This is a genomic window from Parasutterella sp. St.1A3 (genome assembly GCF_059728705.1).
Genome location: NZ_BAAGFK010000001.1, coordinates 2,329,662 through 2,343,593 on the forward strand (window position 1 = coordinate 2,329,662; position 13,932 = coordinate 2,343,593).

The 13,932-nt window shown below is 49.8% G+C and carries 14 protein-coding genes; 5 read left to right on the top strand and 9 right to left on the bottom strand.

What is annotated here, in order from left to right; genetic code table 11:
• Nucleotides 1–131: 131 nt before the first annotated feature.
• A complete protein-coding gene (locus tag AC6I1F_RS10760) occupies nt 132–1,838 on the bottom strand; it encodes an AMP-binding protein (RefSeq protein ID WP_290432608.1) in 1,707 nt (568 codons plus the stop codon).
• Nucleotides 1,839–1,918: 80 nt separating this feature from the next.
• On the bottom strand, nt 1,919–2,464 hold the full coding sequence (hemG, locus tag AC6I1F_RS10765; RefSeq protein WP_160336247.1) for a menaquinone-dependent protoporphyrinogen IX dehydrogenase: 546 nt from the start codon (nt 2,462–2,464) through the stop codon (nt 1,919–1,921).
• A 250-nt stretch (nt 2,465–2,714) separates the two neighbouring features.
• Here hemG and infA point away from each other — a divergent pair, with 250 nt between their 5' ends.
• Complete coding sequence (infA, locus tag AC6I1F_RS10770; protein ID WP_160336248.1) at nt 2,715–2,972, top strand: translation initiation factor IF-1; 258 nt, start codon at nt 2,715–2,717, stop codon at nt 2,970–2,972.
• Between the two features lie 174 nt (nt 2,973–3,146).
• On the opposite strand, the gene AC6I1F_RS10775 is transcribed toward infA, so the two are convergent.
• Entirely contained in the window at nt 3,147–4,823 is a 1,677-nt protein-coding gene (locus AC6I1F_RS10775; RefSeq protein ID WP_497801780.1) for an IS1634 family transposase, read from the bottom strand.
• Between the two features lie 194 nt (nt 4,824–5,017).
• On the opposite strand from AC6I1F_RS10775, the gene AC6I1F_RS10780 reads away from it, so the two are divergent.
• Entirely contained in the window at nt 5,018–6,427 is a 1,410-nt protein-coding gene (locus tag AC6I1F_RS10780; protein ID WP_160336432.1) for an ISAs1 family transposase, read from the top strand.
• Between the two features lie 124 nt (nt 6,428–6,551).
• Here the strand turns inward: AC6I1F_RS10780 and AC6I1F_RS10785 are convergent, their stop codons facing one another.
• The gene (locus tag AC6I1F_RS10785; protein ID WP_160336309.1) at nt 6,552–6,767 is read right to left on the bottom strand and encodes an RNA-binding S4 domain-containing protein; all 216 of its coding nucleotides are present in this window, start codon (nt 6,765–6,767) and stop codon (nt 6,552–6,554) included.
• Nucleotides 6,768–6,907: 140 nt separating this feature from the next.
• A complete protein-coding gene (locus tag AC6I1F_RS10790) occupies nt 6,908–8,023 on the bottom strand; it encodes a M20 family metallopeptidase (protein ID WP_160336308.1) in 1,116 nt (371 codons plus the stop codon).
• A gap of 196 nt (nt 8,024–8,219) precedes the next feature.
• Here AC6I1F_RS10790 and AC6I1F_RS10795 point away from each other — a divergent pair, with 196 nt between their 5' ends.
• A complete protein-coding gene (locus AC6I1F_RS10795; protein ID WP_160336307.1) occupies nt 8,220–8,600 on the top strand; it encodes a CidA/LrgA family protein in 381 nt (126 codons plus the stop codon).
• Nucleotides 8,593–9,321 carry an LrgB family protein gene (locus AC6I1F_RS10800; protein ID WP_160336306.1) on the top strand — a complete coding sequence of 243 codons (729 nt, stop codon included), beginning with the start codon at nt 8,593–8,595 and terminating at the stop codon, nt 9,319–9,321. Before AC6I1F_RS10795 ends, AC6I1F_RS10800 begins: the two co-directional genes overlap by 8 nt.
• Here the strand turns inward: AC6I1F_RS10800 and pncA are convergent, their stop codons facing one another.
• Nucleotides 9,322–9,942, bottom strand: coding sequence for a bifunctional nicotinamidase/pyrazinamidase (pncA, locus tag AC6I1F_RS10805; protein ID WP_160336305.1), 621 nt, complete (start codon nt 9,940–9,942; stop codon nt 9,322–9,324). It lies immediately after the preceding gene.
• Nucleotides 9,943–11,013 (bottom strand): NAD(P)H-dependent flavin oxidoreductase, encoded by a 1,071-nt coding sequence (locus tag AC6I1F_RS10810; RefSeq protein WP_160336304.1) that lies wholly within the window; start codon nt 11,011–11,013, stop codon nt 9,943–9,945.
• 173 nt (nt 11,014–11,186) lie between these two features.
• Between AC6I1F_RS10810 and mnmA the strand changes: the two genes are divergently transcribed.
• Nucleotides 11,187–12,272, top strand: coding sequence for a tRNA 2-thiouridine(34) synthase MnmA (gene mnmA / locus AC6I1F_RS10815; RefSeq protein WP_160336303.1), 1,086 nt, complete (start codon nt 11,187–11,189; stop codon nt 12,270–12,272).
• A 48-nt stretch (nt 12,273–12,320) separates the two neighbouring features.
• Here the strand turns inward: mnmA and AC6I1F_RS10820 are convergent, their stop codons facing one another.
• Nucleotides 12,321–13,028, bottom strand: coding sequence for a TerC family protein (locus AC6I1F_RS10820; RefSeq protein WP_160336302.1), 708 nt, complete (start codon nt 13,026–13,028; stop codon nt 12,321–12,323).
• Nucleotides 13,029–13,034: 6 nt separating this feature from the next.
• Nucleotides 13,035–13,931 (bottom strand): succinate--CoA ligase subunit alpha, encoded by an 897-nt coding sequence (gene sucD, locus AC6I1F_RS10825; RefSeq protein ID WP_160336301.1) that lies wholly within the window; start codon nt 13,929–13,931, stop codon nt 13,035–13,037.
• Nucleotide 13,932: the final 1 nt, after the last annotated feature.

The following is a 13,932-nucleotide window of genomic DNA, read 5'->3' on the forward strand; positions in this document are numbered from 1 at the left end:
TAGGCCGCGTTTGAAAAAAACACCCTATCGCTTCGCAATTTATCCTGAACCAGTAGGCCTGCAGCTCATTAAAGACTCCGAATAAAAGAAAACCCGCGGTGAAGCGGGCCTCTTTTGTGCGCGATCAGAGTTTATTCACTCTTCGGATTCACGATATCTTTAAGTTCTCTGCGCAGAATCTTGCCGACAGGTGTCTTCGGGATCGATTCCACGAATACGATTTCACGCGGCATCTTGTAACCGGTCAGGTTTTGGCGGCAGTAAGCTTTAACCTGATCCGCCGTCAGGGACGGATCTTTCTTAACGATCACAGCCTTGACCATTTCACCGGATTTTTCGCTCGGCACACCCACGACGCCGCACTCAAGAATTTCCGGCATGCTCTGCAGCACCGCTTCGACCTCATTCGGATAAACATTGAATCCGGAAACCAGAATCATGTCCTTCTGACGGTCGGTAATCGTAATACGGCCGTTGCTGTCCATATTGCCGATATCTCCGGTACGCATCCAGCCGTCGCGCAGCGTGGCGGCCGTTTCTTCCGGGCGATTCCAGTAGCCGCGCATGACCTGCGGACCTTTGACACAGATTTCGCCGGTGTGCTCCTCAATCTCCTGCGGAGTTGTCCACTGCCCGAGATCCTTAAATCCTTCGCCTCGGATGGTCACGATCGTTGAGGGGAACGGAAAGCCGACTGAGCCGTTCCACGGGGTGTTCAGCGGATTTGCGGCCACACCCGGAGAAGCTTCCGTTAAACCGTAAGCCTCGCTGATAGCTCCTCCTGTCACATTCTTCCAGCGCTCTGCCACGGTTTTCTGCACCTGAGTGCCGCCGCCGACAGTGAGCTTCAGCATAGAGAAATCAACCTGATCAAAGCCCGGCGTGTTCAGCAGTCCGTTAAAGAGCGTGTTGACGCCGCAAATAACAGTAAAGTGCTGCTTTGCGCATTCTTTAACGAGGCCCTTCATGTCGCGGGGATTCGTGATAAGCACCATACGGGCGCCCCACTGCATGAAGCTGCACATCGCTGTAAGTGAAAAGATATGGTAAAGCGGAAGCGCTGTCATCACGACTTCACTTGCCTTCTTGAAGTCGGAAGAAATCCAAATACCGGTCTGCTGCAGATTGGCCAGCACATTGCGGTGTGTCAGCATGGCGCCCTTAGAGACGCCGGTTGTGCCGCCCGTGTACTGCAGAAGCGCGATGTCATAGCGATCAATCTTGGGTTTCTTGTATTCCAGAGAGGCGCCTTTTGCAAGCGCTTCGGTAAACATAACCGCATGCTCGAGATGGAATTCTGGCACCATCTTCTTGACACGCTTCACCATGAAGTTGACCAGCATGCGCTTAGGAGTCGGGAGCAGGTCGCCAACCTGAGTCGTGATCACATGCTCGACCGAAGTTTCCTTCTGGATTCTCTCAAAGGTCTTGGCAAAGTTCTCGATGATGATCAGAACTTTCGCTTCCGAATCCTTCAGTACTCCGCCAAGCTCACGGCTTGTGTAGAGCGGATTGACGTTCACAACAATCAGTCCGGCTTTCAGTACGGCAAATAAAGCCACCGGATACTGGAACAAATTCGGCATCATCAGCGCGACTCGGTCGCCCTGCTCGACGCCCGGGAGAGACTGCAGATACGCGGCAAGCGCCGTGACCTTCGCACCAAAGTCCCGATAGCTCATGTTGGAGCCCAGATTTGAAAACGCCGGAGCAGTGGCGTACTCCTCACACATTTTTTCCTGGAAATCCACAAGAGACTCGTAGATATCGGGATTAATCTCGGCCGGGACCCCTTCCGGGTAATTCCTCAGCCACGGATATTGCTGAGCATCTGTCATTTTTTGCTCTTCCCAAAAAAATCTTAACCCGCTAATTTTAGCGGGTTAGCTGTGATAAAAACAGTCTAAAAAACGTGACCTTAGGCTTGATTTGCAAGCTCGTGGATATGATCCGCATAAGCTTTGACGTCATCCCAATCGGTAAAGTCGATGCACATGGACGGATCGGTCGGCCCGTTTGTGATCTTCATAATGAGCTGAATGCATTTCTTATCAAAGAAATTCAGGTTGGGATAGTCGATCTTGCCGGCAAAGCACTTCAGATCACGAGGGCGCCACGGAGAGCGGTTCAGGAAGTTCTGCATGTAGCGGTTGCCTTCCACCGTTGCTTTAAAAGGCGTGCGCGCGACCACCGTCACATTGAACATTGCGTTGGGTTTGTGGTCAAGACGCGTGCAGTTATTGCGGACAAACTCATAAACGTTCGGATGATAGGTGCCGTAAACGACCGGGAAACCGCAGAGAACAAAATCATGCTTGTCCCAGTCCACACCTTCGCGCAGCGCTTCGGCCACCGGCATGAGTTCGACAGAATCGCCCTTTGCTTCAAGCTGTTCAGCGATACGGCGGACGATACGGGCAGTATGGCCCATACGAGAATAGTAAACAATCAGGATATTCTTCATGGCTGACTCCAAGGCCCGGCCGTTTCCCGGGGCGATTCGTTATTTTTTCGAAGTTCCGATTGTAGCAAATTACGCTTAAACACAATCCTGATGCCGCATTCTTAACAATCTGAAGCGGCATAAATCGATTTTTGTTACCCAGTATCGGCGGTTACCTAGCAATTAATCAGAATCTTGCGCCCCGCCTAAGGTAGAATCACAGCGTTTAAAACTCAGTTCTGAAAAAACAAAGGAACTCATTTACATTTATATGGCAAAAGAAGACCTGATTGAAGCCAGCGCAACTGTTACAGAAGTGCTCCCAGACGCCCGCTATCGCGTTCAACTCGACAACGGCTATGAACTTATCGCTTACACCAACGGTAAAATGCGCAAACATCACATTCGCATTCTCGCCGGCGATAAAGTTTCTCTTGAAATTTCTCCCTACGATATGACCAAAGGACGCATCACATTCCGTCATATTGAAGGACGTCCGCCTGCAGCGCCTCAGAACAAGCGCAAGTAATTATTAAAGTCAAAGCAGCATAAAAGCTCTGAGAATGCGCTGCGGCATTGTCAGAGCTGTCGCTGTTGCCTGACGCGCAAAGTACAAGATCCGAGTAGCCCGAGTTCTGTTTGCTGATGGAACGAAAGCAGCTGCCAGCCTCGCAAGAGGCTTTTTTTGCCTGAATTCCCGCTCCTAGATTACAAAAATCGGGGCGGGGATTTTTATTTTCAACTTCTGCATAAGTTCCTTGTAACGCTTTGGGATCTCGTGCCAGAGATATGTGACTTGGCCCTCAGGAGCGAACTTATAGACGGTTAATGCATTAAGTTCACTTATCAGGCGTGGAGCTTGCTCCGGGTCAATGTTGGCGTCCTGCATCCGCTTATGCAGCATCAGTCTTAAACTCAGAGCTAAATACGTGACAAAGACCTTTCCATCTAAAGCTCTCTGCAAACACCTCAATCTTCTGCCGCCGCATCTATCTTTGTAGTTATTAAACGCTTTTTCGACGGTGTCCTTTTGACGGTAAATGTTTAGAGCCTCATCCGGTAAGGAAATTCTGTCAGAACCAAGAAAGAAGAAACCACAACTCTGGCAGAACTGAGCCCAAGCCGGAACATTAAAATCATATTTGACCTTGCCGTCGTCACCTTTTCCGCGTTTGAAGAATCGCTTGAAATACGGTGAGTTAGGCACTTTCCCATTTTTCAGACGCAACTTAAAACTTTCGACTAATTGAGTCATATTCATGACATAGTCAGCTTCTCTTTCTTTGCTGTAATAGATATGGATAAACAACTTGTCCTGTTCGGCGCCATATTTTCTTGTGTTGGAATACCATTGAATTTCGCGCGTTGCACAAAAGCAGTTAACACTATTTTTAAATGCTGCCGGCAAGCATAGTCTGAGTGATCCTGCCACCTCCTTAAAAGTTTGCTCAACAATTTTTAGCTCTGAACGAAGTCCACAGACAAAGCCTACGTGATTGCGGAACATAATTTGCAGATTATGTTCAGAGCAGAACCCTCTATCCAACACCAGGTTGACATCTTCCGCATCAAGTTTAGCCAGCTGGATAAACAGGTTCTTCAATAAAACAACATCAGCAATAGAACCGTCCAGCACCTTGTAGTAAAGCGGCTCGGCTGTCTTCTCATCGATCAGCAGCGCCAGCTTTAGCGTGGCCATGTCAGGGTCTTCTTTGTTATGCCCATAGGCAACCTTATGAATGGTTTGTGAGAAAGAAGACACTGAAGTGGTATCAAATGCCCAGTAACTGTTCTTGTCCAATGCTTTATTGGAGGCAAGACGCAGCTTCAGATATTGCTCGACAGAGGGTTGATAATCGATGGATTCAAATATTTCGGAGATTCTTTGAGAGGGTATAGCGGCAGTCGGATAGAGAGAGTTTTGCGCTATTACATCGTAGTTGGAGACGGTGGCGTCAGGATGGATAACTAAGAATATCGCTAAGGATAGTAACTCTTTCCAATGCTCAGGAAAGACGACCTTTAAGGCTTTAGTTATTCCCGATTGCTTGGCAATTTGCTCTAATACATAGCTGGCTCCGGCATTGAGTGCTTCCGACCGGTTCAAAACAATTTGTGCCACCGGAAGGCTGACTTCTTCAATACCAACCGGACAGAGTTTGTTATCGGTAAAAGTTAGTTCAACATCCTTGTATTGAGGATTGTCTCGAAGAAATTTCCTTCCCAATTCCACCTTGCCGTCAATCAGGCGCCCAAGGGTAATTCGGTGTTTGCTATAAGAACGCTGTTTGACCGGATCCCAAGCATTTTGAAATTGGTACAGATAGTCCTTGCCCTTGATATTTACCTTGATGACATGCTCAATGGTCTTCGCAAGCATATGAATCCCTCCAGGTAGATTATATAATTATAATCTATTAAATCAGTTAAAAATAATGCCCAATGCCCGGTCAGGGCGAACGCACAAAATTTTTAACAAAACATCCTTAACTCGTTAAAAAGTCGACAAAAACGGTTGACTTTTTTTGAAATATAGCATATAATATATATGTCTACAATTTAATAGGTGGTATGATGGCTGTCAGCAAGGAAATCCTCGACCTTATCCCGCAAGGCTGCAAGGTCAACTGGAACGAGAAACAACAACGCTTCTATGTTTATAAGTCCACTTATTACTACAGTAAGGAACACAAAAGATCTCGTGAACAGCGCACCCAGGTCGGTACGATCGTTAACGGCGTATTTACTTATGCCAAAAGCTACCTTCTCAAACAACAAATCAAGGACTTGAAGCAGGAGGTTAAGTCTTCAACTGCAGAAATCGTTAACAAAACCTCTGAAATTCTGTCCAATGAAGTCGTTGACCCTCGTCAGGCTGCGAAGGTTCAATATCCTTTGGCGTACGTGTATTTAGTCGCTTTGCTCAGCTCCTTGTCCGGGCAGACAAGTTGTGTGCAAATCGCAGATTATTGGAGCAACCATCGGGCAGCCCTGGAAACAGCATTTGAAGACTTTCCTAAGCAGGATATTTCTCACGATACCGTTCGGCGTCTTCTTATGCTGATAGATCCTGAACAATTCCAAAGCTTTTACGGCAGACTTGTAGAACCTCTGCTTCATAAATTTACTTCTCGAATTGTTGCAGTGGACGGTCAAGCGGTCAAAGCCTCCAGAAAAAGCGCAGAAAGAGCCGGTAAATACATCCTTACCTTCTATGACACTGAAAATGGAATTGCTTTAGGACAAAAGCTCATCGGGAGCAAGGAAAATGAGATCACGCACGCCGCCTCCATGGTTGAGGGACTCGATTTGGCAGGATGTATTGTTACGGCCGATGCACTCAATACGCAGGAAAAGTTTGCTTCAGCTTTAATCCAAAGAAAGGCAGACTACTGCCTTGCGGTGAAACAGAACCACAAATCGTTGTTTTATGACATGCAGTTAAGCTTCGTGGACCGCACCGAAACCCGTACGCTGGAGACCGAAAAAGTTGAACTCGGACATGGAAGAATCGAGACAAGAAAGATTTCGGTCCTTCCCGGAAGTTGCCTGCCCGCAGCCTTATTGAAGAAGTGGATAGGGCTGGATGAGGGCACGATCATTAAAGCTACAACAGAGAGCGTTAACAAGACAACCGGCGAGATCAGTTCTCTTGATCGCTACTACATTAGCTCCCTGAACTTCTTGAATGCCCATATCGCAGAACAATGTGCCAGAGCCGTTAGACGTCACTGGGGAATTGAAAATGACCTCCACTACGTCCTGGATGTTAACTTCTACCAAGATAGAACACAGTGCAAAAACGCCAACTATCTGCAAAACAGAGTCCTCTTGAATAAATGGGCGCTCGGGATGATCAGAAAACTTCAAAAAGAAGAGGAAACCGAAACCGGCAAAGAGGCTAAAAGCGTGAAGCGAATCATGGCTAAGCTGCAGTCTCCGACAGCAGCTCTGGAGGCGTTAACCTCACTAATTAACAAATAAATTCATGCGTACGCCCTGATGCCCGGTTTACGGGCAATTTGGACACTGTGTGTAACTACTAGTAATATTTATGATCTAGTTTTTGGGAATTCAGGTTTTTGTTTTCGCCGAGAATTGCAAAAGATTAGGCTTTAGCCTCAACCTGAATCTCTTTGCCAGCGTAAGTCACGATCTGTCCGGCTCGGATTTTGGCGCCGCGTTCCGTACGCACGGCTCCGTCCACTTTTACCTCTCCGGCTTGAATCACCTGCTTGGCTTCGCCTCCCGTCTGAAGCACACCGGCCGCTTTCAGAAGATCTCCAAGACGAATATATTCTTCGTTTTCCAGTTCAAATTTCATAACTGCTCCTTTTCGATTCCTGCCATTATCGGCCTCTTTCCGAGAGAATTCCGCCGCGATCCTAAATTTAGGCGCTGAAAATGCGAAAGAGCCGCCGGCTCTTAAAGAGAACGGCAGCTCAGGCAGAGAAGAAAGATCGATTAGATCAGCGTCAGGAAGCGAGTGATCATGCGAATGCGTTCTTCAATCGTATCGATACGAAGGAATTCGCGATCGCAGTGGAATTCACCGCCGGCAGGGCCGCATCCGTCAATAACGGGCAGACCGGCTTCAGCCATGTGGTTGCCGTCGGAAGCACCGCCCGCGTCAACCCAGTCAATGTCAAAGCCTTCCAGCTTGGCGGCTTCAGTGATCTGAGCAACGAGTTCCTTAGTTGCTTCGGAAAGCGGCATGGAGTTGCTGTGGCTGACGCGTTCAATGGTCTGAGTTACGCGCGGAGCCCAAACCGCATCAGCAAGCTTCATGATGCCTTCATGAAGAGCCCTGTCGTCTTCATTGTTCCAATAACGGGTGTCCAGTTTGACGACGCAGCAGTCGGAAATAATGTTCGGAGCTTTTCCGCCTTCGATAACACCGGGGTTCACTGTTGTGCCTTTTTCTACATCAGCCAGGCCTGCGGCAGCCAGAGCAAAGCGCATGGCGGCGATATTGGCGTTGGCACCGCGATACGGAGCATTGCCGGCGTGAGAAGAAACGCCCTTGAATGTGACAACGTAGTTGGAAGAACCCTTTCTGGAGCGAACCAGCTGACCGCCTTCGCGAGCGGCTTCAAAAACCAGAGCGCGGGAAGACTTGGCGGCAATGCCTCTGAGCCAGGCGCTCGAAGCACGGGAACCGGTTTCTTCATCCGGATTCAGCGCAACAGCGATGGAAAGTCTTTCAAGATCTTCCGGACGAGCGGCTTTGAGTGCGTAGTAAATAGCCAGAACACCGCTCTTGCAGTCGCTGCAGCCGGGACCATAGGCTCTGTCGCCTTTTACGGTAAGGGGACGAGCTGCGGCTTCACCGTCAGGGAAGACTGTGTCCATGTGCGCATTGAACAGAACGTCGTAATGATCCGCGTCAGGCTTGTTGCAGGCGAACATGCCGTTTCCAGCTCCCGGACCAAGATCAACCAGCTCAGCTTTGAATCCGATCGATTCAAAGTGCTTTTTCATGATTTCTGCGACTTTGGTAACACCGGCGACGTTGTGGGATCCGCAGTCCAAGTTGACCAATTCTGCAAGATCCTTCATATAAGACTCAAGTACGCTCATTAGAACTCCTTAGATAGTAAAGCGGCTGTTAGCCGAATGATTTTGAAAAATTTTAATGAACCGCCCTATCTCTTTATATTCGAGTTAACACCGAACATATTTTCCATTTTGAGAAAAAAAGTACTCGTTTTTCTTTTTTTTGAAAAAATTAGTCATAAATTATGACTCCTCCTTTTCACCCATAATTTTTTTCATCATGATTGCCGGTTTAGTGTTGCTTCTAATATTCCAGATTCTTGGGAATGTGGCAGAAATGTATTTCCATTTGCCTGTACCCGGTCCTGTTCTCGGAATGTTCCTGCTTCTGATCGCACTCATCAGCTACGATAAGCTCGCCGCATATGCCCGACCGATTTCGCTCGTACTGATTTCTTACCTCGCCGTACTCTTTGTCCCTGCCGGCGTCGGCATCATCCTTCACTTTGAGCGAATCAAAAATGAAGCGCTGCCGATTGGTGTCTCACTGGTGCTCAGCACCATCCTTACGATTGCGGTTACCGGACTTGTGATCAAATATTCCGGAATTTGGCTTGAGAAACGCAGGATACGTAAATCTGAGGAGCAGTGCCATGAATGAAGTCAATGAAATCTGGGCTTCGCTTTCGACCTCGTCACTGCTGTGGCTCACGGTCACGCTGCTTGCCTATCTGATTGCGCAGAAGCTTTACGCCTGGAGCAATTGGAATTCTTTGCTCAATCCCGTGGCGGTGTCGATTATTCTGGTTGTCTCGCTGCTGCTTGCGACAAAAACGCCCTACCAGACGTATTTCCAAGGTGCGCAGTTTATTCATTTTCTTTTAGGGCCGACGACCGTTGCACTGGCTATTCCTCTGTACGACCTAAGAATTCAGCTGGCTAAAAACTGGCTTCCGGTTATCCTCGGATTATTTGCGGGCGCTTTTACAGCAATCGTATCGACCGTACTGATTGCAGGCGCACTTGGCGCGTCACCGGAAACGATCATCAGTCTTGCGCCTAAGAGCGTAACCACTCCGATCGCCATGTCGGTAGCAGAAAAGCTCGGCGGTCTGCCCGCGCTTTCAGCCGCTCTTGTGGTTCTAACCGGCGTACTCGGCTCTATCACCGCGGGCCCGCTCTTCAAGTTCCTAAATATTAACGGTGCAGCCGCTCAGGGCTTCGCGCTTGGGCTCTCAGCGCACGGCATGGGCACGTCCAGAGCATTCCAGATCGATGCGGACGCCGGCGCCTACGCGAGTCTCGCGATCGGATTAACCGGCTTGACAACCGCGTTGCTCGCGCCGGCTCTGACACCGCTTCTGATGAAGCTCTTCTTCTGATCAACTAAGCTCTGCGGATGTGAGGATATGAATGCCGCGCGCTTTCATGTCCTCGATCGCTTTTTGAATCGAGCCGTCAATATCGATGCCGCGGCAGGCGTCTTCCACGAGATTCGTCTTGAAACCGAGCTTTACCGCGTCCAAAGCCGACCAATAAACACAGAAATCCGTCGCAAGACCGCAGACAAACACCTCGTCAATTCCCCGCTCCTTCAGCTGCTCGGCAAGACCTGTGAGAGTACTTCGATCTGCTTCAATAAAGGCTGAATAGCTATCAAGCTCGGGATTGGTTCCTTTTTTTATATTAAGGGCACACCTACTTGTATCGAGTCCCGGGGCAAGCTCAGATCCGACCGTTTCCTGAACGCAGTGATCCGGCCATAAAACCTGTTTCCCGTAAGATACGTCAACGAGCTCATAAACGCGGCCGCCCTCATGCTGAGAAGCAAAAGAAATATGGTTTTGAGGATGCCAGTCCTGAGTAAAAACTACGGTGTCAAACAGTGGAGCAATCTTATTAATAACGGGAACAACCTCACTTGCAGCCGGGACAGGAAGCGCTCCCTTCTCCAAAAAATCATTCTGCACATCAACAACAACCAGGGCTTGATTCTTCTTCATTTAACGCTTCCAGTAGTCTGTAAAAGTTTCTACGATACTACGAACCGGAAGACTTTGGGCTCGGAAGGCATTCTGACCGATTTCCAGATAAGCAAGATCAATTCGGTTCTGCTTCAGCGCTGAATCAAAAATATCCCTGAGCGCAAAATACTGGAACGGGAAATCAAGAACCGGAAGTTCGTTTTCCTGAATCGTGCGAGAGAGACCGTTGGCAAGGAATCGGGCGGGACGTCCCAAATAAACAGAGGACATTTCAGTTGAAGCGTCCGTTGTGTAGCAGAGCTTCGTGCGCCAGGCTTCCGGAAGCGGTGACTCATCTGCGCACAGCAGCGCATCTGTGAGCATGAGGCCCGCGCAGCCAAAAAGTTTTGCCGCCTCTGCGTGCGCCTCGGTCATTACAGAGCCCGCCGCGATAACCGGAACTTTCAAGGCTCGTGCGCACTCAGGCCACAACGCAAGAGAATCCACTTCCGCACCGTAAGCCGGAACTTCTTCATAAGAAAGCAGTCCGCCTTCAGCCCACGAAACCGCAACGACCGCCTTCACCCCGCTAGAGACCAGAACTTTGGCGTCGCGCAAATTTGAAGCAAGTCCAAAGATCGGCATACAGCACCTTTCCAGCTTCTCCATGTAAGGTTCGCGAAGACCACCCAAACGAAGCCCGACCGCAGGCACTCTCAGGTCAATGATTTTCTTGAACTGCCGGTCAAAATCAGGAAGCTGCAGTGTTTCAGCGCTTGTCTCAAGTCCCAAATCCTCGCGAAGCGGAGAAAGCGCCATATTCAGAAGCTTTAGTTTCCGACTGTCCAAAAGTGTTTTTTTCGGCGGGAACAGCATGGCTGCAAAGGGCCGATCGGTCAGTTTGCGAACCGCTGCGACCGATTTCTCAATCTCGTCTTCATTCATGAATCCGACATTTAAAACACCGAGGCCTCCGGCGTTAGAGACTGCGGCTGTCAGCTCAGGCGTTCCCCAGCCAAAGCCGGGAAGCCCGATGATGGGAATTTCAATGCCGAAATCATTTAAAAAAATCTGTGATTTTTTGTTTTCGGTGTAGACAAATTCTGGCATGCGGTCTCCTTCTTTACGACTCAGGCTTAAACAATACGTCATTCTATTACTGCGTCAACTATCGCTTCCCAATCAATTGTTTTTAATCCTTTCTTTGACCCGTTCTGTCACAACTAAATCGTCCGACACCGCTTTGAGTTGGCTAAAATTAGGAGCTCAAAAAGGAGTTATAAGTGAGCACAAAAACTGTTGTCGTCGGGCTGTCCGGCGGAGTCGACTCTGCGGTCAGCGCGTACCTGCTCAAACAGCAGGGCTATGAAGTCATCGGCCTCTTCATGAAAAACTGGGAAGACGATGATGACAGCGAATACTGTTCCTCCCGTCAGGATCTGATTGATGCGACGGCCGTCGCCGATGTGATCGGCATTGATATTGAAGCAGTCAACTTTGCCAAGGAATATAAGGAACGCGTGTTTTCCGAGTTCCTCAGTGAGTACGAGGCAGGACGCACGCCGAATCCTGACGTGCTGTGCAACTCCGAAATCAAATTCAAGGCCTTCCTTGACCACGCTCTGCGGCTTGGCGCGGACAAAATCGCGACCGGCCACTATGCACGTGTTACGGAAGACAACGGTCTGTTCAAACTGTTAAAGGGGCTTGATCCGGCCAAGGATCAAAGCTACTTCCTTAATCGTCTGAATCAGTATCAGCTCTCCAAAAGCATTTTCCCGGTAGGAGAGCTTTGCAAGACGGAAGTCCGCAGAATCGCTGAAGAAATCGGCCTGCCCAACGCACGTAAAAAAGACAGCACGGGTATCTGCTTTATCGGAGAGAGACCTTTCCGCGAATTCCTGCGCCGCTATCTTGCCAACAAACCCGGTCCGATGAAAACCGCTGACGGGAAGGTCGTCGGGGAACACATCGGTCTTTCCTACTACACCATCGGCCAGAGAAAAGGCATCGGCGTAGGCGGCTCTAAAGAAGGAAACGGTGAACCTTGGTTTGTTGCCCGCAAAGATATTCCGGATAACACGCTCTACATTGTTCAGGGACATGATCATCCCTGGCTCAAGTCTTACACGCTGACGGCGACTCGTCCCAACTGGATCAGCGGCTCAGCCCCGCTTGCCGGAACAAAGCTCGGGCTGAAAACGCGCTACCGCATGCCGGATCAGGCCTGTGAAATTTTATCGGCCGACAGCGAAAGCCTGATGCTCGCTTCCGAAGAACCCATGTGGGCGGTAACACCGGGACAAAGCGCCGTACTTTATGACGGTGATGTCTGTCTCGGAGGCGCCATTATTTCCTCCTGCGCATAAAGGAAAAGGCGGTGAACAGATCACCGCCTCTTTTTTTAAGTAAATGCCTTAAGATGACTTGCGACTCTTGAAGAACTTAATCAGCAGCGCAACCCCGAGAACGAACACAATTCCCGCGATTCCACCCTCCATGTGAAGCTCCGGCAGATTCGGGAAATGCGGAGAAATTCCCGGATCGTCTACCATCAGCGTGCCGGCAATCCAGCCGAGCAGCGCGCCACCCGCATACACAATGATCGGGAAGCGATCCAGAATTTTCAAGATAAACTGGCTTCCGCCGAGAATAAACGGAACACTGACAAGCAGACCGAAAATAACCAGCGCCATCTGATGATGCCCCGGTGCCTGTTCGGCTGCGCCTGCGATCGCGATGACATTGTCGATACTCATCACCAGATCGGCGATAATAATTGTCTTAACCGCGCCCCAAAGTTTTTTACTTGCGTGTACCTCCTGATCTCCTTCGTCATGAGGAACGATCAGTTTGATACCGATCCAAAGAAGAAGGAGTCCGCCGCAGAACTTCAGGTATGGGATCGTCATGATCGTCACGGCAAACGCGATCAGAATCACCCGAAGCGCAATCGCACCGCCCGCGCCGTAGAAAATCCCTTTCCGTCTCAGATGTGGATCCAAATCTCTGCAGGCCAATGCAATGACCACGGCGTTGTCTCCGCCAAGCAGGATGTCAATCATAATGATCTGAAGAACGGCGACCCAGTGTATTTCGTTAAACCAGACAATCAATGTTTCCAAAATAAATTACTCCTTGACGGATGTCAGCACAGATTTAAGAAGCTCGCCGATCTCGGAGGGATTGCGCGTCGTACGAATCCCGCAGGCTTCCAGCGCCGCGAGTTTGCCTTCGGCTGTTCCCCTGCCGCCCGAGATAATGGCGCCCGCATGCCCCATTCTCTTACCCGCTGGCGCTGTCACACCGGCAATAAAGCCCACTACGGGCTTCTTCATATTGTCACGCACCCATTCTGCGGCGGTCTCTTCGTCGCTTCCGCCGATCTCTCCGATCATGACCACGGCCTCTGTATCTGGATCGTCATTGAACAGTTTGAGCGCGTCGATGTGCTTGATTCCGTTAATCGGATCGCCGCCGATACCGATGGCGGTGGACTGTCCGTAACCGAGCGCGGTAAGCTGCGCAACCGCTTCGTATGTCAGAGTTCCGGAGCGGGAAACCACACCGATATGACCCTTGCGATGGATGTGCTCAGGCATAATGCCAACATTAATTTCTCCCGGCGTCATGACGCCCGGGCAGTTCGGTCCGAGAAGCAGTGATTTGGAGCCGGTCTTCTTCATATGGTCACGAACGCGGACCATATCGAGAACGGGAATTCCTTCCGTGATGCAGATAATCAGTTCGATTCCTGCGTCGCTCGCTTCCTGAATTGCGGCAGCCGCGCCCGCGGGCGGAACATAAATCACGGAGACGTTTGCTCCGGTAGCTTCTTTAGCCTCTTTCACCGAGGCAAAAATCGGCAGACCTTCCCATACCTGGCCCGCTTTACGCGGATTCACGCCGCCCACAAAGCAGTCTTTGCCAAATCCGTACTCTCTGCACAGACGTGTATGGAACTGTCCGGTTTTCCCGGTCATACCCTGAGTAATCACACGGGAATCTTTATTAACCAAAATACTCATC